The sequence below is a fragment of the Acidibrevibacterium fodinaquatile genome, assembly GCF_003352165.1.
GTDB lineage: Bacteria > Pseudomonadota > Alphaproteobacteria > Acetobacterales > Acetobacteraceae > Acidibrevibacterium > Acidibrevibacterium fodinaquatile.
This window is the reverse complement of sequence record NZ_CP029176.1, coordinates 2,982,069-3,001,695: the sequence shown is the minus strand read 5'-3', so window position 1 is coordinate 3,001,695 and position 19,627 is coordinate 2,982,069. Positions and strand designations below refer to the sequence as shown.

Annotated in this window: 20 protein-coding genes, 2 tRNA genes and 1 pseudogene; 11 read left to right on the top strand and 12 right to left on the bottom strand. The window is 66.0% G+C overall.

Annotation, left to right across the window (positions count from 1 at the left end; genetic code table 11):
- Positions 1–11: 11 nt before the first annotated feature.
- Together DEF76_RS14285 and DEF76_RS14280 are read right to left on the bottom strand one after the other, a co-directional pair.
- Positions 12–1,322: an MFS transporter gene (locus tag DEF76_RS14285; protein ID WP_114912908.1), complete on the bottom strand. Its 1,311-nt coding sequence runs from the start codon at positions 1,320–1,322 to the stop codon at positions 12–14.
- A 60-nt stretch (positions 1,323–1,382) separates the two neighbouring features.
- Positions 1,383–2,090, bottom strand: coding sequence for a GntR family transcriptional regulator (locus tag DEF76_RS14280; RefSeq protein WP_114912907.1), 708 nt, complete (start codon positions 2,088–2,090; stop codon positions 1,383–1,385).
- A gap of 457 nt (positions 2,091–2,547) precedes the next feature.
- On the opposite strand from DEF76_RS14280, the gene DEF76_RS14275 reads away from it, so the two are divergent.
- The 3 genes from DEF76_RS14275 to DEF76_RS14260 all read left to right on the top strand — a co-directional run bounded on the left by DEF76_RS14275 (position 2,548) and on the right by DEF76_RS14260 (position 5,497).
- Entirely contained in the window at positions 2,548–3,990 is a 1,443-nt protein-coding gene (locus DEF76_RS14275) for a carbohydrate porin (RefSeq protein ID WP_114912906.1), read from the top strand.
- Positions 3,991–4,675: 685 nt separating this feature from the next.
- Entirely contained in the window at positions 4,676–4,972 is a 297-nt protein-coding gene (locus DEF76_RS14265) for a type II toxin-antitoxin system TacA family antitoxin (protein WP_114912904.1), read from the top strand.
- On the top strand, positions 4,973–5,497 hold the full coding sequence (locus DEF76_RS14260) for a GNAT family N-acetyltransferase (RefSeq protein ID WP_114912903.1): 525 nt from the start codon (positions 4,973–4,975) through the stop codon (positions 5,495–5,497).
- Between the two features lie 280 nt (positions 5,498–5,777).
- Here the strand turns inward: DEF76_RS14260 and DEF76_RS14255 are convergent.
- From DEF76_RS14255 to tyrS, 9 genes and pseudogenes are all read right to left on the bottom strand, one after another.
- Positions 5,778–5,852: transfer RNA gene (locus DEF76_RS14255), tRNA-Gly, on the bottom strand.
- A 245-nt stretch (positions 5,853–6,097) separates the two neighbouring features.
- Positions 6,098–6,174 (bottom strand) — tRNA-Arg (locus DEF76_RS14250).
- 156 nt (positions 6,175–6,330) lie between these two features.
- Positions 6,331–6,753 (bottom strand): DUF4167 domain-containing protein, encoded by a 423-nt coding sequence (locus DEF76_RS14245; protein ID WP_114912902.1) that lies wholly within the window; start codon positions 6,751–6,753, stop codon positions 6,331–6,333.
- 277 nt (positions 6,754–7,030) lie between these two features.
- Positions 7,031–7,870: pseudogene (gene prmC, locus DEF76_RS14240) on the bottom strand (peptide chain release factor N(5)-glutamine methyltransferase); the annotation flags it as partial.
- 19 nt (positions 7,871–7,889) lie between these two features.
- Positions 7,890–8,156, bottom strand: coding sequence for a hypothetical protein (locus tag DEF76_RS14235; protein WP_162800672.1), 267 nt, complete (start codon positions 8,154–8,156; stop codon positions 7,890–7,892).
- On the bottom strand, positions 8,156–9,007 hold the full coding sequence (locus DEF76_RS14230) for an ABC transporter ATP-binding protein (protein ID WP_114912899.1): 852 nt from the start codon (positions 9,005–9,007) through the stop codon (positions 8,156–8,158). Before DEF76_RS14230 ends, DEF76_RS14235 begins: the two co-directional genes overlap by 1 nt.
- Positions 9,008–9,011: 4 nt before the next feature.
- Positions 9,012–9,902 carry an ABC transporter permease gene (locus tag DEF76_RS14225; protein WP_114912898.1) on the bottom strand — a complete coding sequence of 297 codons (891 nt, stop codon included), beginning with the start codon at positions 9,900–9,902 and terminating at the stop codon, positions 9,012–9,014.
- A 65-nt stretch (positions 9,903–9,967) separates the two neighbouring features.
- Positions 9,968–10,456, bottom strand: a complete 489-nt coding sequence (locus DEF76_RS14220) for an outer membrane lipoprotein (protein WP_114912897.1) — start codon at positions 10,454–10,456, stop codon at positions 9,968–9,970.
- 76 nt (positions 10,457–10,532) lie between these two features.
- Positions 10,533–11,777 (bottom strand): tyrosine--tRNA ligase, encoded by a 1,245-nt coding sequence (gene tyrS / locus DEF76_RS14215; RefSeq protein ID WP_114912896.1) that lies wholly within the window; start codon positions 11,775–11,777, stop codon positions 10,533–10,535.
- A 102-nt stretch (positions 11,778–11,879) separates the two neighbouring features.
- Between tyrS and DEF76_RS14210 the strand changes: the two genes are divergently transcribed.
- Positions 11,880–12,971, top strand: a complete 1,092-nt coding sequence (locus DEF76_RS14210; RefSeq protein ID WP_275895684.1) for an anhydro-N-acetylmuramic acid kinase — start codon at positions 11,880–11,882, stop codon at positions 12,969–12,971.
- On the opposite strand, the gene DEF76_RS14205 is transcribed toward DEF76_RS14210, so the two are convergent.
- Positions 12,972–13,454, bottom strand: a complete 483-nt coding sequence (locus DEF76_RS14205; RefSeq protein ID WP_114912895.1) for a peroxiredoxin — start codon at positions 13,452–13,454, stop codon at positions 12,972–12,974.
- Positions 13,455–13,707: 253 nt separating this feature from the next.
- On the opposite strand from DEF76_RS14205, the gene DEF76_RS14200 reads away from it, so the two are divergent.
- From DEF76_RS14200 to DEF76_RS14170, 7 genes are all read left to right on the top strand, one after another.
- Positions 13,708–14,256: a YqgE/AlgH family protein gene (locus DEF76_RS14200; RefSeq protein WP_114913909.1), complete on the top strand. Its 549-nt coding sequence runs from the start codon at positions 13,708–13,710 to the stop codon at positions 14,254–14,256.
- A gap of 192 nt (positions 14,257–14,448) precedes the next feature.
- Positions 14,449–15,870 (top strand): tRNA (N6-isopentenyl adenosine(37)-C2)-methylthiotransferase MiaB, encoded by a 1,422-nt coding sequence (miaB, locus tag DEF76_RS14195; protein WP_114913908.1) that lies wholly within the window; start codon positions 14,449–14,451, stop codon positions 15,868–15,870.
- Positions 15,867–16,865, top strand: a complete 999-nt coding sequence (locus tag DEF76_RS14190) for a PhoH family protein (RefSeq protein WP_114912894.1) — start codon at positions 15,867–15,869, stop codon at positions 16,863–16,865. Before miaB ends, DEF76_RS14190 begins: the two co-directional genes overlap by 4 nt.
- A complete protein-coding gene (ybeY, locus tag DEF76_RS14185; protein WP_114912893.1) occupies positions 16,843–17,331 on the top strand; it encodes an rRNA maturation RNase YbeY in 489 nt (162 codons plus the stop codon). The genes DEF76_RS14190 and ybeY overlap by 23 nt, the downstream gene beginning before the upstream one ends.
- The gene (locus tag DEF76_RS14180) at positions 17,328–18,293 is read left to right on the top strand and encodes a hemolysin family protein (RefSeq protein ID WP_114912892.1); all 966 of its coding nucleotides are present in this window, start codon (positions 17,328–17,330) and stop codon (positions 18,291–18,293) included. Before ybeY ends, DEF76_RS14180 begins: the two co-directional genes overlap by 4 nt.
- Positions 18,294–18,440: 147 nt before the next feature.
- Entirely contained in the window at positions 18,441–18,926 is a 486-nt protein-coding gene (locus DEF76_RS14175; protein WP_114912891.1) for a GcrA family cell cycle regulator, read from the top strand.
- A 238-nt stretch (positions 18,927–19,164) separates the two neighbouring features.
- Complete coding sequence (locus tag DEF76_RS14170) at positions 19,165–19,374, top strand: cold-shock protein (protein ID WP_114912890.1); 210 nt, start codon at positions 19,165–19,167, stop codon at positions 19,372–19,374.
- Positions 19,375–19,627: the final 253 nt, after the last annotated feature.

Genomic DNA, 19,627 nt, shown 5'->3' with positions numbered 1-19,627 from the left:
GCGCCCGCGCGTCATTTGTTAACAAAACGTGCCGGCGCGGCGAGGACGAGGATCCCGCTCAGCGCCATCACCAACGCGAAGACGTAGAGGCTCGCCGCGTTACTGTGCGTCAGCGCGGCCAACCAGCCGACGATGTTATTGGTCGTGAACCCGGCGAGATTGCCGAGGGAGTTGATGAGCGCGATGCCGGCGGCAGCGGCAGCGCCGCCAAGGAACGATGCCGGCAAACTCCAAAACGCTGCTTGCGCGCTCAAGGCGCCAGCGACCGCGAACACGAGCCCGATCATCGCGGCCATAATATGGCCACCGGCCCAAGCGGTCAGCGCAAAGCCGAGCGCGGTCGCAAGGCATGGCACCAGAGTGTGCCAACGCCGCTCACGCAGGCGATCGGCGCTGGCGTTGACGACGATCATCGCCACCACCGCAGCGAGATAAGGGATCGCGGTGAGCAAGCCGATCGCGAGCGGGTCGATGATGCCGGTCTCTTTGATGATCGTCGGCACCCAGAAGCTGTTGAGATAAATACCGCTCACGATGCCAAAATAGATCAGGCCGAGGAGCCATACCCGAGGGGTGCGGAAGGCTGCCGATAATTGCGAAAAATCTTCTTTTTCGGCATCCTCGTCCGCGACATTGCGGGTGATGATCTGCTTTTCTTTGTCGTCGAGCCATCGTGCCGAGGCGACCCGATCGTCGAGATAGAACAAGGTCGCAACACCTAGTATCAGCGAGGGGATGGTCTCGATCAGAAACAGCCATTGCCAGCCGCGAAGGCCTTGGGCGCCGCTCACCACGTTCAAAATCCAGCCTGATAGGGGACCGCCGAAGATGCTCGACATCGGGATCGCGGTGAGGAAAATCGCGGTGATCCGCCCGCGCCGCCGCGCCGGATACCAATAGGTGAGATAGAGCAAGACGCCAGGGATGAAGCCGGCCTCGGCGACCCCGAGCAGGAAGCGGACGATATAGAAACTGAGCGGCGTGCGGACAAAAATCATGGCGCCCGAGAGCAGGCCCCAGGTGATCATGATCCGCGCGATCCAGAGCCGCGCCCCCACCCGGTGCAGAACAACGTTGCTCGGCACCTCGACGAGGACATAGCCGATGAAAAACACACTCGCGCCAAAAGCATAGACCTGCTCGCTCAATTTTAGGTCATCGAGCATTTGCAGCTTGGCGAAAGCGACGTTGATGCGGTCGAGATAGGCGGCGAGATAGCAAAGAAACAGGAACGGCACGATCCTGAGCGTGACTTTGCGGTACGTTGCGCCCTCAGAGCGCAGTGGCGCGGGGTCGAAAGCGATGCTCGCGGCTTGTGACATTTCGTTGGGTCCTCCCAAAAGTTTCCGGCGTGAGCGAGGCTGCACGCCGGTCGCGCACGCTCAACGCCGCGACTGGGCCCGTCGCTTGGTGTCGGCCTCGTCGCCCATCGGGGCATCGGCAACGAGCCTCGCCGCCGCGCTCTCGATATGGCTCAGGATGAGGGCTTCGGCGTCCTCCGCGGCGCCGGCGGCGATCGCTGCGAGGATCGCGCGATGCTGTTGCCAGATGCTGATCGGCGGCTCTGATTTGCGCAGCACTTCCCCCATCACACGGCGAAGGAAACGCCAATGGATTTCGGCGGTCGGGCGGATCATCGGGTTGCCGGAGGCGTCGTAGACGAAGGCGTGAAAGGCGACGTCGTGGGCGATCATCGCTTTGATCGCGCCAGCTGCGACGGCGGCAAATCCCACCTCCAGGATGCGCTCGCCTTGGCGCCTGGTGTGCGCCGCGATCTCTGGCGAGGCAGCGCAGCGCCGTGCCGCAAGGCGTGCCGCGAGCGCATCGAGGGTCGCGCGGACCTGATAGCGGTCGCGCATCATCTGCATATCGAGCGGCGCGACGATTAGCCCGCGCCGCCCGTCTTGGACGATCCCGTCGTTTTTGAGGAGCAGCAAGGCTTGCTGGATGGGCTGGCGGGAGACGCCATAGCGCTCGGCCAGAACCTCTTGGACGAGGTGGGTATTGGGCGCGAGCGTGCCGTCGGCGATTTCGCCGAGGATGGCATCGTAAGCCTGTTCGACCAGGCTCGGGTGGGGGGCGAGGTGCATCGCGCGCGTCCGTATTCTGAATTCAGAATTCTGTATTCAATCATTCACCGCCGTCAAGTGTTTTTTCGCCCGTCCGCGCGGCCCCCTTTCTCGCGGCGCAGAGCGCGGGTTGAACGGCGGCCGATCTCTTCGCAGAAAGGGTGGAAAAGGGCCATCAAGCCTATCATCGATCGCTTTGCCGCTGGCTCTCTTCGTCGTCGGCGCCGCCGCCGGGATGCAGGACGCGTTGGCCTGGGGTGGGTTGTTTCTCACCTTGCCGAGAAGCCCAGGCTGCGGATCTGTTCTCCCTCCAGGAGAAGCGCGGAGATTCCCTCGACTTCGCCGACCGCACGCCGGTCGCCGGCGCTGCATGCGGCGTGCCCAGGCCGCCCCCCGGGGCCACGGGCTCGAGGCGTCGTGACTTGCCAAAAATGCAATTGCGTGTAATTCGCAATTGCAGGAAGGCCGAAGGGCGGTCATGGCACAGGCATCTCGGGCGGGACGGGGCGGGGAGTATCGGCGCCTCGCGTGGTTGGTGCTCGCGCTCGTGTTGGTCGCCCCGCGTATGGTGCGGGCCGATAGCGATATGCAGCCGGCGGTCGAGGAGGAAGTCAACGCCAATATCCCGGCCGAGCCCGACAGTTTCTGGACCCGCAAGACAATGACCGGCGACTGGGGCGGGCTGCGGGCGTGGCTATCGGCTCAAGGGGTCAATATCAATCTGAATTATACCAGTGATTTCCTCGACAATGTGCAAGGCGGCATCAAACAGGGCGGGGTCTATGAGGGCCTGCTGCTCGGCCAGGTCGATGTCGATCTCGCAAAACTCGTCGGCTGGCAGGGCGCGCGTTTCCACATCTCGGCGATGAGCGTCGAGGGTGAGCCAGAGGGCCGTGGCCTGACCAATGGCTATGTCGGCAGCCTGCTCACTGTCTCCAATATCGAAGCGGCGCCGACGGAGAAAATCTACACCGTCTGGCTCCAGCAAGTTACCGATGCCGGGGCGGTTTCGCTCCGCCTCGGCGTGCTCGGCATCGACGACGAATTCATGATCAGCCAGACCTCACAGCTCTTTCTCGGCAACACGTTTGCTGGCGTCACCAATGATTTGCCAGCCGGCGGTGCGACCTATCCGCTGGCAGCGCCGGCGGTACGCTTGGCGTTGAAACCGCTGCCCCAAGTCACCTGGATGAATGCTGTGTTTGATGGCGATCCCACCGGCGGCAATGGCTCGACGTTCGTCGACGAGCAGCAGCCGAGCGACACCTTGTTCAGCTTCTCCGGCGGCGTCTTCGTGATTTCAGAGCTCGATGTCGCGACCTTCGCTTTGCCGAGCGCGCCGGCGGCGCCATTGGTGGTAAAATTCGGCAGCTGGTATGATAGCGGCACCCATTTCGCGAGCTTGCGCTATGATAGCCAGGGTATTTCGCTGGCCTCGCCCGACTCGAATGGCGAGCCGCGCAACCATGTTGGCGATTGGGGCGCGTATGGTGTCGCCGATTGGCCGCTCTATCGCCTGCACGCGGGGTCTGATCAAGGTGTTTCCGCGTTTCTCCGCGCCTCCGTCAGCCCCAGCGATGAGAACCTGGTCGATCGCTTCGCCGATGGCGGCATCGTGGAAAAAGGCCTCATCCCCGCGCGCCCGGCTGATCTCTTTGGCGTGGAATTCGCCTATTCGCATGTCAGCAGCGCCGAACGTGATTTCGATCTGGCCGAGCGCACCTATGTCAATCCCGATTACCCTCTCGCCAATTACGAGTTTCAGCTCGAGGAAACCTATCAAGTCCAGATCACCAAATGGTGGGCGCTGCAGCCCGATATTCAGGAATATTTCCATCCTGGCGGCAATGTCGTGAACCCCGATGGCAATTTGCGCAAAAACGCACTGGTGATGGGCATGCGCCTGATCGCCTCGTTCTGACCAGCGCGCGCAATCGTCGGAGCCGCGTCGCTGTCAGGTGGTCGTACCGCGCAGCACAAACTCAAGCAGCGATGCGGCGGTCTCACGACGGAGATTATTCGTCGTTTCTGAGAATGTACGAATAAGATGCCGATCAAGCGTGCCTACCACGCAGCGGGCAGAACCTAGCGCCAGACTTCACGCTACCAAATGCCAGCGCAGAGGCGCGAGATCAGGACGCGGCCGATGCCATTTACCGAGCAGTGATCCGTCGTCTGATCGATTTGCGGTGCGGCCTCAAATATCCATTCATATATAACGACAACATCTCTTACGGGTTTTGGCGCAATCTATTGGGTATGAGAGGGACGGCAGTTCTGTTGGCGACCTGTGCATTGGTGGCTATCGGCGCAGCTCAGATCGCCCAAGTGACGACCCACAACGCGCCGTTTTGGGCGATCACGCGAGATGCATCGGCCGCCCAGATGGCCGCGTTTGCGCTCCTTTGCCTCTGGATAGCCTTTTTATTGTTCGTCGTGCGGCCGGTGCGCGTATGGGACGCGGGTGCGGCCTATGCGGAGCGGCTCCTGGCATCGCTCTCCCTCCGTCACCCCCAAAGTTGAAGGTCCGGGCACTAAAAAGCGGTAGCCAGGGCAAATCTTGAAAAGTTAGTCCAATCGACGTACATAGACAGCCGGAGGTGGCCATGCCAATGCCAGCAAAGATCGACCGCCGGCTTCGGGGAGAGCGGCTTGGGTTTCGCGTCGACGAGCCGACCAAGGCGTTGATCGAAAGGGCGGCCCAACTCGAACGGCGCAAATTGACGGATTTCTGCATGACCGCGCTTACGGACGCCGCTCGACGGACGATTGCGGAGCATGACACGCTCCTACTGTCGGATCGGGATCGGGCTGTGTTCTTCGACGCTCTGGTCAGCCCCCCGGCGCCAAGCGAGCGGCTCCAGAGGGCCTTTGTGGAGCATAAGCGCCGGGTGGCGCCGTGAATGGCAACACGGCAATCGCAAGATCTTCGGATCATGCTGCTTGGAGAGGAGCACGACAGAGGCGGCTTCACCTGTGGGGTCGAAGACCTGGATCGCTATCTCAAGACCCAGGCTGGCCAGGACGTGCGCCGGAAGGCAAATGCCGTCTTCGTCCTGAGCGAGGTCAGCGAGCCGACCCACGTGTTGGGCTACTACACGCTGTGCGCCATGGCGATCTCACAGGGTGATGTGCCGGAGGCGGCGCGCAAGCACGTCCCGCGTTACCCTCTGGTGAGCGGGACGCGGATCGGTCGCCTGGCCGTCGCGAAGGAACGTCAGGGACAGCGGCTCGGGGCCGTGCTGCTGGCGGATGCGTTGCAGCGCGCGTTCGACAGCGCCGGCACGGTGGGCGCCTCTATGGTCGTGGCCGACGCTCTGGACGAGACTGCGGCCGGTTTCTACGCGGCCCATGGGTTCGTGCGGCTGCCCGATTCGCTTCGGCTGGTTCTGCCAATGCGCATGGCGTCAGGGAGCGCTGAGCGGTGATGGTCACGCAGCCTAATCTCATCGGTATGACCGTCCCTGGAGGGTCGGAGGCACTCAGTGCCATGCGTCCAATTGGCTGGGACGTATCCGTGACAGAGCCTGCCGGTTGCGCCGAGCGGTGTGAAATGGGTGTATCGCCCGTGCCAAATGCCGCCGGGCGTATCCCGCAGCATGATGTCGGCTGCTTCCCCAGTGCTTCCCCGGCACCGACCCGATGGGCGGGGAAGCAAAAAACGGCCCCGAAGGACCACTCTAAACCTCTAAATTTATTTAAGAAAACTGGAGCGGGCGAAGGGATTCGAACCCTCGACCCCAACCTTGGCAAGGTTGTGCTCTACCCCTGAGCTACGCCCGCTTAGCTGAGAAATTCCTTTAAATGACATCGGCGAGGATGACAAGCAGGATGATCACTCAGCGCAGGAGCCCCCACACCACTCGTAGGGACACGACCAGAAAAATCAGCGCGTTATGTTGCGGCTCGCGTTTGCGTCGCGCGCGCATTGGGTGAGGAAAGCGCGCGGCAGCCGTTTGCATTGGCTCGCCGTTGGTCCGAAAGCCATCGCCTTGGCAACGCAGCGACGGCTTAAATCATCGAAAAATTGGCGCGCCCGAAGAGATTCGAACTCCTAACCCCCAGATCCGTAGTCTGGTGCTCTATCCAATTGAGCTACGGGCGCGACGCCGGCGGGTTTAGCGGATGCCCTCCCGACCGACAAGAGGCAAAGCCTGGGGATTCGCGCTTGAAAGTTCCTTGACTTCCCAGCGAACGACCCGCGCTCGCCTCGTTCCGGATCGATACCGCGTCACTCCGCCAATTCCAACCGAAAGGGCTCTCAACCCTCCTGCGCGGCAGCCGCGGCCGCGAGGCTCGCCTCCAGCGGATCAGCGGGTTGCTCGCCAGTGCCGGGAGGGGCGTCGGGCTCCTCGGCTTCGCTGCCGAGGGGACGCCGCGGCGGTTGGCTATGTGCGCCGTTTTGTTGCGCCGCCTGGGTCATGGCGTTGAGGATGCGAAAATAATGCTCGCCATACTGGAAATAACTCTCGGCCATCACGCGGTCGCCGGCGCTGGCGGCGTCGCGGCCGAGCTGGATATATTTCTCATAGAGCTGCTGCGCCGTGCCGCGCACCCGCAAGTCCGGCCCATTGCTGTCGAAGACGTGATTGCGATTGAGCGGCACGCCCCCTTGGTGATGCCGAACCACACCGCCATTGCCATTGCCGCGGTGATTGCGCCCGCGCATCCGTTTGATATTCATATTGACATCATGCTTTCCTGTTCACGCGCCCGGCATGCCACCGCACGCCGCCGCCGCACACGGCCCTTCAGAAGACCCATCGACATGGCTTCCGCACCGCTTCCGTGGCCACAGCCGGCAGAGCGAAAGAGCTTCGCTCTGGTTACGGCGCCTTTTAGCCACAGCGAGAAGGCGGCCACAAGGGCACGCCCGCCTGCGATACGCGCGCAAAATACCCGTCTCACCGCGCGACGCCAATAGATTTTTTCACCGCCGCGCATTTTCTCACGAATGGCGGCTATTCGGTCACGCCGCGCGCCAAAACCAGGGCCCGCGGGATGCCGCCGAGATCATCGGCGACGGCACGAATCGCAAGCCCTCGCGCCGCTGCGAGCGTCCTTACCGCGCTGGCCTGTCCGGCGCCGAGTTCGAGCACCGCAATCCCGCCGGGCGCGAGCAACGCTGGCAGATCGGCGATCACCGCGCGATAGGCATCGAGCCCATCGCTCCCACCATCGAGCGCCGCCCGCGGTTCGAAACGCGCGACCTCCGGCGCCAGATCGGCGATCGCGTCGCTCTCGATATAAGGCGGGTTGCACAGGATGAGATCGAACCCGCCGGCTAGCGCGCCCCCCCACGCCGCGCGCAGAAACGCCACCCGCGCGGCGAGGCCGAGGGCGGCGGCATTGGTGCCGGCGATCGCCAGCGCCGCCGCCGAGAGATCGACGCCGATGCCGAAGGCCACGGGAAATTCCGTCAAGGCGGCGAGCAGCAGGCAGCCGCTGCCCGTGCCGAGATCAAGCACGCGCCGCACCGCCTGGCGCTCCGGCCATGCGGCCAGTGCTGCGGTGATCAGGGTTTCGCTATCCGGGCGCGGGATCAGCGTCGCCGGCGAGACCGCGAAGGAAAGCCCCCAGAACTCCCGCCGGCCGAGAATATGGGCGAGCGGCTCGCGCCGCGCGCGGCGAGCGAGCAGGGCGGGAAAGCCGGGTGCCGCGCGGGCGAGGGCGAGCGGCGTCGTGCGCTCGCGGATCAGGCTCGCCTGGTCGCAGCCGAGCGCATGGCCGAGCAGCAGACGGGCCTCGAGCGCCGGGCTCTCGAGGCCCGCCGCCGCCAGCCGCATTGCCGCGTTGGCGAGAACCTGGGCGAGCGTCGGATCAGTCGCCGCTGCCTCCCGAAGGGGTCAGCTTCTCGTGGATCTTGTTGCCCCATTCATCGAGCTTCTCACCGGTCTTGCGCGCCGCCTTATCGAGGGCGGCGCCGGTTTTCGCGGCGGCCTTGCCGATCGCGCGGCCGGCATCGTTGCCCCATTCATCGAGTTTCTGGCCGGCCTTTTGCATAGGCCCGTCATCGGCCCGTACCGCCTGGAGCGGCGCAACGCTGAGCATGAGCGCCACAAGCGGCCAGGCCCTGGATCTGCGCATCATAAGCCTCCTCGATCGGTCTCTTGCAGCAAAGCACCCGCCGGGAACGCAGTGTCCGCCGCCGCCGCCGCCGCGACGTGGGCCGGAGATGCCCGATCGTCATCCTGGCTGCGGGCGAGGTAGTGGCTGAGCACCTCCTCAGGCGCGCCGTCCTCAATGATGCGGCCCTTTTCCAGCCAAATCACCCGGGTGCACCAGCGCGCCACGATCTCGTGAATGTGACTAGAGAGAACCAGGATTTCGGCGCTGCGCACCAAGGTTTCAAGGCGCCCGCGCGCCTTCTCCATGAATCCGGCATCGCCGGCGAGAAACCACTCATCCATCATCAGCACCTCGGGATGGATCGCGGTCGCGAGCGCGAAACCGAGCCGCACCACCATGCCGGAGCTGTAGGTGCGCACGGGAAGGTCCATGAACTCCTCGAGTGCTGCGAAATCGCGGACATCCTCCTCGAGCCGCCGGATCTGCGCCCGGCCGAGCCCGGCGAAGAGGCCGCGGAGCGCAATATTTTCGCGCCCGGTGAGATCGGGATTCATGCCGAGATTAGGATCGAGCAGCGCATTGAGGCTGCCGCAGACCCGCACATGGCCGCGCACCGGCTCATAGATGCCGGCGAGTGTGCGCAGCAGCGTGGTCTTGCCGGCGCCGTTGCTGCCGACGAGGCCAAGCCGATCGCCGGCGGCGAGGTGGAAGGACACGTCACACAAACCCTGTACGACGACACGCTTTTGCGCATCCTTGCCGATCCGCCCGCCGGACGCGGCGGCGACCATGGCCCGTTTCAGGCTGCGGGCGCTGCCGTGATAGAGCGGAAAATCGACCGAGACATGGTCCGCGTCGATGGTTGCCATGGGCTCAGACCCAGAACGCAAGCCGGCCGCGCACCCGCACGAACAGCAGCCACGAGAGCACCACCAAAAGCACCGAATAGGCGATCGCCGAGCCCCAGATGATCGCCCCCGGAATTTCGCCGAGCAGCGGCGCGCGGACGATTTCGAAAAGCGCGTAAAACGGGTTGATGGGCAGGAAGCGGGCGCCGTGACGGATCAGCTCGGGGCGCCAGATCACGGGGCTTATGAAAAATGCGATCTGCATGACGCTGCCGACGATCGGCGGAATGTCGCGGAAGCGGGCGCAGAGGGCGGCGAGGGTCATCGTGATCGCGAGTGAATCGATCAGCCAGAGCGCCAGCCCCGGCAGCGCGATCAGGCCGCGCATGCCAGGCCAGGTGTCGAAAATCGCGAACACCACCACGATCACGATGATGTTATGGCCGAGCACGATCAAATTGCGCAGCACGATGCGCCCGCCATAAAGGCTGAACGGCATGCGCACGGCGCGGATCATCGCATCGTTCTGGGTGTAGCCGAGTGAGGCCTCCGCCACCAGCGTCTGCAAATAGCCCCACAGCACCAGGGAAAGGGCGAGGAACGGCAGATAATCGTGCAGCACCATCTTAAATAGCGTCGAATACAGAACCCCCATCGCCGCCACCATCACCGCGGTCGAGAGGGTGAGCCAGAGCGGGCCCAGCATCGAGCCGCGATAACGCCCTTTCACATCGAGCCACGCGAGCGTCACACCGAGGCGCCAGAGCCGCGTCGCCTCCACGAAATCGGCGATCGCCAGGCGCTGGCGGCCGGCGAAATGGAGCCCGGCGACGAGATCGAGCACCACGTCGCCGGAGGTTTTCAAGCGCAGCGCCGCCGGCGGCGCGGCCAGATGGGAATCAGCCGGGTTGCTCATACGGCTCGCGCATAGCTCAGGCAGCCGGCGAGGGCAATCACCGCGCCACCCGTGCCGGCTCGACGTCAGCCATAGATTGGCGCAAGCCGCGTGCGATCGCCGCGAATGATGGCGACGCGTTGACCCGGGCGGAAATTATTCTCATTGGTCTGCACCACGGAAATCGTCTGCCCATCATCTTGGCGGATGATGAATTCGACCGCGTTGCCCTTGCTCAGCTCGCTCTCGGCGGTATTGCCGACGAGACCGCCGAGCAGCGCGCCACCGACCGCGCCAAGCAGATTGCCGCGGAAACTATTGCCGCCGATGAAGCTGCCGGCAACCCCGCCGAGCGCCGCGCCGCCGATGGTGCCAACGCCGCTATCGCCGCCCTGGACGACGACATTGCGCATCGAGACGATGGTGCCATAGGTGACATAGGCGGTGCGGCCGACCCCGTAGCCGCTATAGGTGCTATTCGCGGGCGTGCCGGTGCAGGCCGTGGCCAGAACCAGCCCGCCGAGCGCCACGAGACCGATCACCAGCCGCCACGACAGATCCCAGACTTTGCGCATGTTGTCCGACCGTGATTGGGTTTGCTGCTGATGCACATAGAACCAATCCCGGGCGAATTCCAGAGATCAGCGCCGATCACATTGGCCGTACCAGACGGTGTTGCTTGCGGCCCGCGGAGAGCTTGATCACCCCGTCTTTGAGGTCGGCGGCGGTGACCGGCCGCGCCTCGTCGGTGATCGCTGAGTCGTTGACCCGCGCGCCGCCGCCGCGGATCAACCGCCGCGCCTCGCCGTTGCTCGCGGCAAGCCCGGCGGTAACGAAAAGCTGAAACGCCGGCACGCCGCGGGCGAGATCGGCGGCGGGGACATCGACACGCGGCAAATCCTCGGCAAGCCCGCCAGCGCCGAACACCTCGCCCGCGGTCCGCCGCGCCGCCTCGGCCGCCGCCCGGCCATGCGCCAGCGCCGTCGCCTCGGTCGCGAGCACGATCTTGGCCGCGTTGATCTCGGCGTCGCGTAGGGCTTCGAGGCGCGCGATCTCAGGGAGCGGCAGATCGGTAAACAGGCGTAAAAATCGCCCGACATCGGCATCCTCGGCATTGCGCCAGAATTGCCAGTAATCGAACGGCGCCAGCCGCTCGGCGGTGAGCCAGATCGCGCCGCGTGCCGTCTTGCCCATCTTCGCGCCCGAAGCCGTGGTGATCAGCGGCGAGGTGAGGCCGAACACCGTCTTGCCCTCGGTGCGGCGCACCAGCTCCATCCCGGCGACGATATTGCCCCATTGATCCGATCCGCCGCACTGCAGAACTACGCCGTGGCGGCGATGAAGCTCGCGGAAATCATAGCTTTGGAGGATCATGTAATTGAACTCGAGGAAGGTGAGCGGCTGCTCGCGCTCGAGCCGCAGGCGAACGGCGTCGAAGCCGAGCATGCGGTTGATGGTGAAATGCGTCCCGACCTCGCGCAACAGTGCGATATAGCCGAGGGCATCGAGCCAGTCGGCGTTGTTGACCACCATCGCCTCGCCCGGCCCGTCGCCAAAGCGCAGGAACGGATCGAAGACACGGCGGATGCCGGCCATATTGGCGCTGATCTGCTCATCGGATAGCAATTGCCGCGCCTCGTCCTTGCCCGACGGGTCGCCGATCCGGCTGGTGCCGCCGCCGAGCAGCACCACCGGCCTATGGCCATGGCGCTGCAGCAGGCGGAGCAGCATGATCTGCACCAGACTCCCGACATGGAGGCTGTCGGCGGTGCAGTCAAAGCCGATATAAGCGGCGATCGGCCCGGCTTTTAGCCGCGCATCGAGCGCTTCGAGATCGGTGCATTGAAACACGAAGCCACGGGCAATGGCTTCGGTAAGAAAGGCGCTGCGCGGCATGGTCGTTCGCTTTGTCGTTGAAGGGGGAGACGAGACTCTTCTTTTTCTGAAGAAAAAGAAGCAAAAAGACTTTTATCCTGATTTCCTGGAGTGGCAACGCCGGTGACACCGCAGCGCGTGATCGGGCTGATGAGCGGCACCTCGCTCGACGGGGTCGACGCCGCCGTGATCGAGACCGATGGCGAGCGTGTGCAGGGCTTCGGCCCGGCGCTCACCTTGCCCTATCCGCCGGCGTTGCGCGCAGCACTCCGCGCGCTCCTCGACCGCGCGCCGCATCTCCGCACCGATGATCCCGCGCTCCGCGCCGCCGAGGCCGAACTCACCGCGCGCCACGCCGAAGCGGTCGCGGCGCTCGGCGTCACCGCCGACCTCATCGGCTTTCACGGCCAGACCATTCTCCACGACCCGAAAGCCCGCCGCACCTGGCAGATCGGCGATGCCGCCGCTTTGGCACGCGCGACCGGGCTTGCGGTGGTGTTTGACTTTCGCAGCCGCGATGTCGCCGCCGGCGGTGAGGGCGCGCCGCTCGTCCCGGTGTTTCACGCCGCCCTGGCCGCCGGCCTGCCGCGCCCGCTCGCGATCCTCAACATCGGCGGCGTCGCCAATGTCACCTGGATCGGGGCCGGGGACACTCTCCTCGCGTGCGACACCGGGCCCGGCAACGGCCCCCTCGATGACTGGCTAACCCGCCACACCGGCGCCCCCTTCGACGCCGACGGCGCGCTCGCACAAGCGGGCCAGGCGGACGAGGCGGTGCTCGCGCGCCTGCTCGATCATCCCTATTTCCGGCGGGCTGCGCCGAAATCCCTCGACCGGCTGGCCTTCGCCGAAGCCCTTGCCACCAGCGGCCTCGACCGCTTGCGCCCGGCCGATGGCGCCGCGACCCTCACCGCCTTCCTCGCCGCTTCCGTCGCCGCAACCCCCCTCCCGGCGCCACCGCGGCGCTGGCTCGTCACCGGCGGCGGGCGGCGCAATCGCGCTATCATGGCGGCGCTCCGCCGGCACCTCGCGGCGCCGGTGGACGCGGTCGAAACCCTCGGCTGGGACGGCGATGCGCTGGAGGCGCAATGCTTCGCCTTCCTCGCCGCCCGCCACCTCGCGGGCCTTCCGATCAGTTTTCCGGAAACCACCGGCGCCCCCGAGCCGCTACCCGGGGGAAGGCTCATGCCCGTCGCCCGCGAAGGCGCAAGGTAGTCAGAGCGCCGCGAGCACCGCCTCGGCGCGGCTGACATCGAAACCACCCGGCTCCTCGATCGCGAGGTGGGTGACCTTGCCGTCTTTCGCAACCAGCGCGAAACGCTGGCTGCGCACGCCAAGGCCGCGCGCGACGAGATCGAGTTCGAGCCCCATCGCCTTGGTGAGCGCGCCGGAGCCGTCGGCGAGCATCAGAATCTTGTCGCCCGATCCCTGATCCTTCGCCCAGGCGCCGAGGACGAAAGGATCATTGACCGCCATGCAGACGATGCGGTCGACGCCCTTGGCAAAAAATTGCTCGGCGTGCTCGATGAACCCGGGCAAATGCTTGGCGCTACAGGTCGGGGTGAAAGCTCCCGGGACCGCGAACAGAACCACCGTCTTGCCGCGGAAAATCTCGTCGGTGGAGATTTCCTTGGGCCCCTCGGGCGATGCGGTCATCAGCTTCATCGCCGGGATGGTATCGCCAACCTTGATCGTCATGCGCATGCTCGCTCTCTTGCGGCCCCGCGTGATCGCCCGGCAGGGCGGGATCGGCGGGGGACGCGGGTTGCCAGGGAAAGGCCTTCCTAGACCAAAATCGGGCGCGAACCAACCGGTGCTTGCGTTGCGGCGCGAAAACCCCAATTCTATCGCCATGGCTCGTCGCATCACCCCGCGCTCGCCCGCCGCCAAAGCCCCCGCCGCCAAAGGGCTTGCCGCGCCTCGCCCGAAAACCGCCAAGCCGGGCGGGTTGATGCTGACTGGGCAAATTCTGATCGCCATGCCGGAACTGAGCGATCCCAATTTCGCGCGAAGCGTGATCTATCTCTGCGCGCACACGCCGGAAGGCGCGATGGGCATCATGCTCAACCGCCCGCTCGAACAGCCGAGCTTCGCCGATCTGCTGCGCCAGCTCGATATCGCGCCGCTGCCGCCGGCCCGCCACATCCGGCTCTGCTCCGGCGGCCCGGTCGATCACGCCCGCGGCTTCGTGCTCCACACCGCCGACTGGACCGATGAGGCCAGCCTCCGCGTCGATGAGCGCCTTGCGCTCACCGCCAGCCTCGACATTCTGAAGGCCATCGCCGGCGGCGCCGGGCCGCGCCAGGGGCTGCTCGCGCTCGGCTATGTCGGCTGGGGGCCGGGTCAGCTCGATCAGGAATTTCAGCAGAATGCCTGGCTCTCCGCCCCGGCGGACGAAGCGCTGTTGTTCGATGCCGACCATGAGACGAAATGGCGCCGGGCGCTGGCCAAGCTCCGGATCGACCCGCTCCTGCTCTCCGGCACCGCCGGGCACGGCTGACCGCGCGCGCCATGACGCGGCCTGCGCCTGTCATGCGGTTGTCGCTTGACAGGAACCGGGCGCCGCTCTCACATGGGAGCATGGCAATCGGGGTTGGTACACGGCTTTGCGCTTGACCGCCGCGCCGTGGAAGGCAATGGCTCCGCCGCCGCCGTCCGGGATGATCCGGCGGCGACGCGTGGAGTGATTGCGATGACTGTCCCGACCCGTCCCGCCGCCGAAACCGCGCCCGCCGAAACCGCGCCCGCTGCGCCGCGCCGGCGTCTCCATGTCATCACCTGGGGCTGTCAGATGAATGTCTATGACAGCACCCGGATGGGTGATGTCCTGGCGCCCCTCGGCTATGGCCCGGCGGCATCCCTTGAGGACGCCGACATGGTGATCCTCAACACCTGCCATATTCGTGAGCACGCGACCGAAAAGCTGTTTTCCGAGCTAGGCCGGCTGCGCCGCCTGAAAGACGCGCGCCGCGCGGGCGGCGGGCGCATGCTGCTCGCCGTCGCCGGTTGCGTCGCCCAGGCCGAAGGGGCCGAAATCCTACGCCGCGCACCTTATGTCGATATCGTGCTCGGGCCCCAGACCTACCATCGCCTGCCGGAGATGATCGCCGAAGCCGAACAGGCCGGGCGGGCGGTGATCGCGACCGACTTCCCGCCCGAGAGCAAATTCGATCATCTGCCGGAGGCGGCGCTGCCGGCGGGCGGAGTGACCGCGTTCCTCGCGATCCAGGAGGGGTGCGACAAATTCTGCAGCTTCTGCGTCGTCCCCTATACAAGGGGGGTGGAAGCCTCGCGCCCGGCGGCCGCGGTGCTCGCGGAAGCCCGCGCCTTGGTCGCGAGGGGTGCGCGCGAGATCACTCTCCTTGGCCAAAACGTCAATGCCTGGCATGGCGCGGCGCCGGCCGGCGGCGAATGGACGCTCGCGCGGCTCCTTTACGCGCTCGCCGAAATCCCCGGCCTCACCCGGCTCCGCTATACCACCTCGCACCCGCGCGACATGGATGACGATTTGATTGCCGCGCACGGCGCTTTGCCGGCGCTGATGCCATTTTTGCATCTTCCGGTGCAGTCGGGGTCTGACCGCATCCTCGCCGCGATGAACCGCCGCCACGATGCCGCCGCCTATCTCGGCATCGTCGAACGCCTCCGCCGAGCGCGGCCGGATATCGCGCTTTCGTCTGATTTCATCGTCGGCCATCCCGGCGAGACGGCGGCGGATTTCGCGGCGACGCTGGCGTTGGTGCGCGAGGTCGGTTTCGCCCAGGCCTATAGTTTCAAATACTCGCCCCGTCCCGGCACCCCGGCCGCGAGTGCCGCCGATCAGGTGCCCGAGCCCGAAAAGGAGGCGCGCCTTGCCGCCCTCCAGGATCTCCTCGCCGCCCAGCAGCACGCGTTCAATCAAAGCCAGGTCGGGCGCCGGCTTCCCGTCCTGATCACCGGGCGCGGCCGCCATGCCGGCCAGATCGCCGGCCGCAGCCCCTATCTCCAGGCGGTTCATCTTGCCGCACCCGAGACCCTGATCGGCCGCGAGATCACTGTCACCATCGTCGCCGCCGGCCCGCGTTCGCTGGCCGGCGCGTGGCCCGCCGAAGATGAGGAGCACGCCGCCGCTTGAGCCCCCTTTCCCCCGCCTCCCTCGCCGCCGCCGGCGACAAACCCGTCACCCTGCAGTTCGCCGACAATGCGCTGCTCTCGCTTCTGCTCGGCGAGCATGACCGCCATTTGGCGCGGTTGGAGAAGGGGCTCAATGTGCGGCTCTCCTGCCGCGGCAACCGGATCGCGATCAGCGGCCCGCCGGAGCAGGTGGGGATGGCGCAGGCGGCGCTTTCGGGGCTCTATCGTCGGCTCGAAGGCGGCCAGCCGGTGGGCGCCTCGGAGATCGACGCCGCGATCCGCCTCACCGCGCCCGAGACCGATCCGCGTTTGCCGCTCGCCGATCTGCCGGCGATCCGCACCCGCCGCGGCGCCGTCGAGCCGCGCAGCCCCGGGCAATTGCGCTATATCGATCTTCTCGCCAGCGCCGAGGCGGTGTTCGCGGTCGGCCCCGCCGGCACCGGCAAGACCTATCTCGCCGTGGCGCAAGCGGTCGCCATGCTGCAATCGGGCCGCGTCGATCGCATCGTGCTCTCGCGCCCCGCCGTCGAGGCTGGCGAGCGGCTTGGCTTTCTCCCCGGCGATCTCAAGGAGAAGGTCGATCCCTATCTCCGCCCGCTCTATGACGCGCTCAACGACATGATGCCGGCCGAGCAGGTGACGCGGCGGCTGGCCAGCGGCGAGATCGAGGTCGCGCCGCTCGCGTTCATGCGCGGGCGCACGCTGGCGCACGCCTTCGTCATTCTCGACGAGGCCCAGAACACGACACCGGTGCAGATGAAGATGTTCCTGACCCGCATGGGGGAGGGCACGCGCATGGTGATCACCGGCGATCCGAGCCAGATCGATCTCCCCGCCGGTCAGCGTTCCGGCTTGCTCGATGCGCTGGAGGTGCTGGCGGGCGTCGAGGGGATCGCCTTCGCCCATTTCACGGCGCATGACGTCGTGCGCCATCCCCTGGTCGCGCGCATCGTCGCGGCCTATGACGGGCATCATGGGCAAAGATCGAAAGCCTAGCCCCGCGACGGCGGGGCATCTTCCCAATCCTGCGGCCATCGGGATCGAGATCGTGGTCGCAGCACCGGCCTGGCGGCGCCATGTGCCGCGCGCCGAGAGGCTCGCCCGCCGCGCCGCTTTGGTTGCGGCCGGGCCGGCGATGGCGGCGGCGAGCGTCATGCTCGCCGATGATCGCACCGTGCGCCGGCTCAATGCCCGCCATCGCGGCCGCGACAAGCCGACCAATGTCCTGAGTTTTCCCGCGGCCCGCGGCGGCGATCTCATTCTCGCGCTCGGCGTCGTCCTGCGCGAGGCGCGCGCGGCGGGAAGGCGGCCGGGGCATCATCTCGTCCATCTCGTCGTCCATGGCGTGCTCCATCTCGCCGGGCATGACCACCACCACCCGGGCGATGCGCGGCGGATGGAAATGGCCGAGGCCCGCATCCTCCATCGCCTCGGCGTTCCCAACCCGTGGCGGCAAGCATGATCGCCATGCCGGCCGCCCTCATTCAGCGCCTGCGCGGGTTATGGGGCTGGCGCGGTGCCGAGCATTCGGTGCGCGCCTCGATCGCCGAGCTGGTGCAGGAGGCGGCGGAGGCGCCGCTCACCCCCGGCGTCGCGCCCGAGCTCGACCGCCAGGAGCGGGTACTGATCGCCAATATCCTGCGGCTGCGCGGCACCACCGCCGATGACGTGATGGTGCCGCGCGCCGATATCGTCGCCTTGCCGCTCGATCTCGGCCATGCCGAACTGCTGGCGGTGATCCGCCGTGAGGGCCATTCGCGGTTCCCGGTCTATCGCGACCAACTCGATGACATCGTCGGCATGGTCCATATCAAGGACGTCTATGCCGCCGAGGGGCCGCGCGAGTCGTTTTCCCTGGAAAAAATCCTGCGCCGGCCGCTGCTGGTCGCGCCGCAGATCCCGGTGCTCGATCTCCTCTTGCAAATGCGCCAGGCGCGCATGCACCTCGCCCTCGTCATCGACGAATATGGCGGCGTCGATGGTTTGGTGACGATCGAGGATCTGGTCGAGACCATCGTCGGCGACATCGCCGACGAGCATGACGACGAGCAGAAGAAATTGCTCCAGGAGCGCCCCGACGGCACGTTCGACGTCGATGCGCGCCTGCCGATCGAGGATTTCGAAGCGGCGCTCGGCCCGGTGCTGACCGAGGATGAGCGCAACGCCGATATCGATACCGTCGGTGGCCTGGTATTCACCCTCGCCGAGCGGGTGCCGGCGCGCGGCGAGGTGATCAGCCATCCTTCGGGGATCGAGTTCCTGGTCGTCGACGCCGATGCGAGACGTATCCGGAGCCTCCGCCTTCGCCGCCCGGCGAGCCCGCCAGCGGCGGAGGGCGAGGGCAAACCGCTCGCGCTTTCGGCGGCGCGGGAGGGCAACGTCGCCGATGCTCCGCTGTCGTCTCCGGCGAGCGATCCCGGCTGAAACCGGCATCGCCACAACAAGTGGTGGCGAAATACCCCGGGCGGACACAATTTCTACGAGTTTTCCACAGATTTTCGGGGCGGGGGTGATTGAATGTCACCACCGATTCACTGTATGTTGTGGTCAGATCAAGCGGAGGACCACGAAATGGAGTGGACCGAGGAAATCGTCGCCCATTTGCGCGCGCTCTGGTGCGAGGGCGTGCCAACAGCTGAGATCGGTCGGCGTCTTGGGATCACCAAGAACGCCGTGATCGGCAAGGCGCATCGCCTGGTTTTGCCGCCGCGCCCGTCGCCGATTCCGGCCATCCCGCCGGCGGCGGAGGAGCGCGCCGCCCCTCCGGCCGGCCGCAACGCAATCGGCCCCAGCCAGATCGGTTCCAGCCAGATCGGTTCCGGCGCGCGCGGCTCGGCGCCAGTCAAGGCGCTGGCGCAGCCCGCGTGGTCGCCGCCGCATCGTCTCGAGGCGCCGCCGTTCCGTCGCGCCCATACGTGCTGCTGGCCGCTCGGCGAGCCGGGAAAGCCCGGATTTCATTTCTGTGACGATGCCGCCCTGCCCACCAAGCCCTACTGCGCCCGCCACGCCGATCTCGCTTATGTGAAAGTGCGCGAGAAGCGCGAGGAAGCCGCGTAAGGCGACTTTCCCGCGTGCGCCGATGCCCGCGCGGCATGGGCGCGAGAAATTCTTACGTCGCCGTTGCGAGGCGCGCCCCTGCGTCGTATCGTTGCCTCTGGTGGCGACGATGGTTTGCTGAATTCCGCCCTCGCCACCGGGAGGAAGACGTGCCGCCCAAGAGCGCGTCGGTTCAAGCAAGGGGCTCGGGAGTGCTTGGCACCATCCCGTCGCCCCGCAGACAGAAAGGCGTGTGGCGATGCCGCAGGGCACCGTGAAATGGTTCAATCCAACCAAAGGTTATGGTTTCATCGCCCCTGATCATGGCGGGAAGGACGTGTTCGTCCATATCAGCGCCGTGCAGAAAGCGGGGCTGCGCAGTCTCAGCGAGGGGGAAAAACTCGGCTTCGAAATCGAGCAGCAGCCGAACGGCCGCGCCGCCGCGGTCAATCTCTCCAAGCTCGGCTGACGCCGGGGCGGCTTGGCGCCGGGCCAACCGGGTTACGCGATGGCCGGCGCGGCGAGTGGCGCGTGTTTTTTTAGCGCAAAGGCTCCGTGCCTTGGTGGGTGGCTTTTTTTCGCGCCTGCCGTGCCGGTAAAAGGGCGTGTGCGGCGATATTTTCGGCGCCGCGCCCCAGCCATGCGGGATGAGATTGCCTTTGCCGTCTTGTTTCGCTTCAACATTCGTGGTTGTCATTCCCGACGCCTTATTCTCTCGTGCG

Bases quoted from the DNA above. Each gene is read 5' to 3' on its own strand.
- DEF76_RS14285 (WP_114912908.1), bottom strand. From the start codon at position 1,322: ATGTCACAAGCCGCGAGCATCGCTTTCGACCCCGCGCCACTGCGCTCT.
- DEF76_RS14280 (WP_114912907.1), bottom strand. From the start codon at position 2,090: ATGCACCTCGCCCCCCACCCGAGCCTGGTCGAACAGGCTTACGATGCC.
- DEF76_RS14275 (WP_114912906.1), top strand. From the start codon at position 2,548: ATGGCACAGGCATCTCGGGCGGGACGGGGCGGGGAGTATCGGCGCCTC.
- DEF76_RS14265 (WP_114912904.1), top strand. From the start codon at position 4,676: ATGCCAATGCCAGCAAAGATCGACCGCCGGCTTCGGGGAGAGCGGCTT.
- DEF76_RS14260 (WP_114912903.1), top strand. From the start codon at position 4,973: ATGGCAACACGGCAATCGCAAGATCTTCGGATCATGCTGCTTGGAGAG.
- DEF76_RS14245 (WP_114912902.1), bottom strand. From the start codon at position 6,753: ATGAATATCAAACGGATGCGCGGGCGCAATCACCGCGGCAATGGCAAT.
- DEF76_RS14235 (WP_162800672.1), bottom strand. From the start codon at position 8,156: ATGCGCAGATCCAGGGCCTGGCCGCTTGTGGCGCTCATGCTCAGCGTT.
- DEF76_RS14230 (WP_114912899.1), bottom strand. From the start codon at position 9,007: ATGGCAACCATCGACGCGGACCATGTCTCGGTCGATTTTCCGCTCTAT.
- DEF76_RS14225 (WP_114912898.1), bottom strand. From the start codon at position 9,902: ATGAGCAACCCGGCTGATTCCCATCTGGCCGCGCCGCCGGCGGCGCTG.
- DEF76_RS14220 (WP_114912897.1), bottom strand. From the start codon at position 10,456: ATGCGCAAAGTCTGGGATCTGTCGTGGCGGCTGGTGATCGGTCTCGTG.
- tyrS (WP_114912896.1), bottom strand. From the start codon at position 11,777: ATGCCGCGCAGCGCCTTTCTTACCGAAGCCATTGCCCGTGGCTTCGTG.
- DEF76_RS14205 (WP_114912895.1), bottom strand. From the start codon at position 13,454: ATGACGATCAAGGTTGGCGATACCATCCCGGCGATGAAGCTGATGACC.
- DEF76_RS14200 (WP_114913909.1), top strand. From the start codon at position 13,708: ATGCTGACTGGGCAAATTCTGATCGCCATGCCGGAACTGAGCGATCCC.
- miaB (WP_114913908.1), top strand. From the start codon at position 14,449: ATGACTGTCCCGACCCGTCCCGCCGCCGAAACCGCGCCCGCCGAAACC.
- ybeY (WP_114912893.1), top strand. From the start codon at position 16,843: ATGGGCAAAGATCGAAAGCCTAGCCCCGCGACGGCGGGGCATCTTCCC.
- DEF76_RS14180 (WP_114912892.1), top strand. From the start codon at position 17,328: ATGATCGCCATGCCGGCCGCCCTCATTCAGCGCCTGCGCGGGTTATGG.
- DEF76_RS14175 (WP_114912891.1), top strand. From the start codon at position 18,441: ATGGAGTGGACCGAGGAAATCGTCGCCCATTTGCGCGCGCTCTGGTGC.
- DEF76_RS14170 (WP_114912890.1), top strand. From the start codon at position 19,165: ATGCCGCAGGGCACCGTGAAATGGTTCAATCCAACCAAAGGTTATGGT.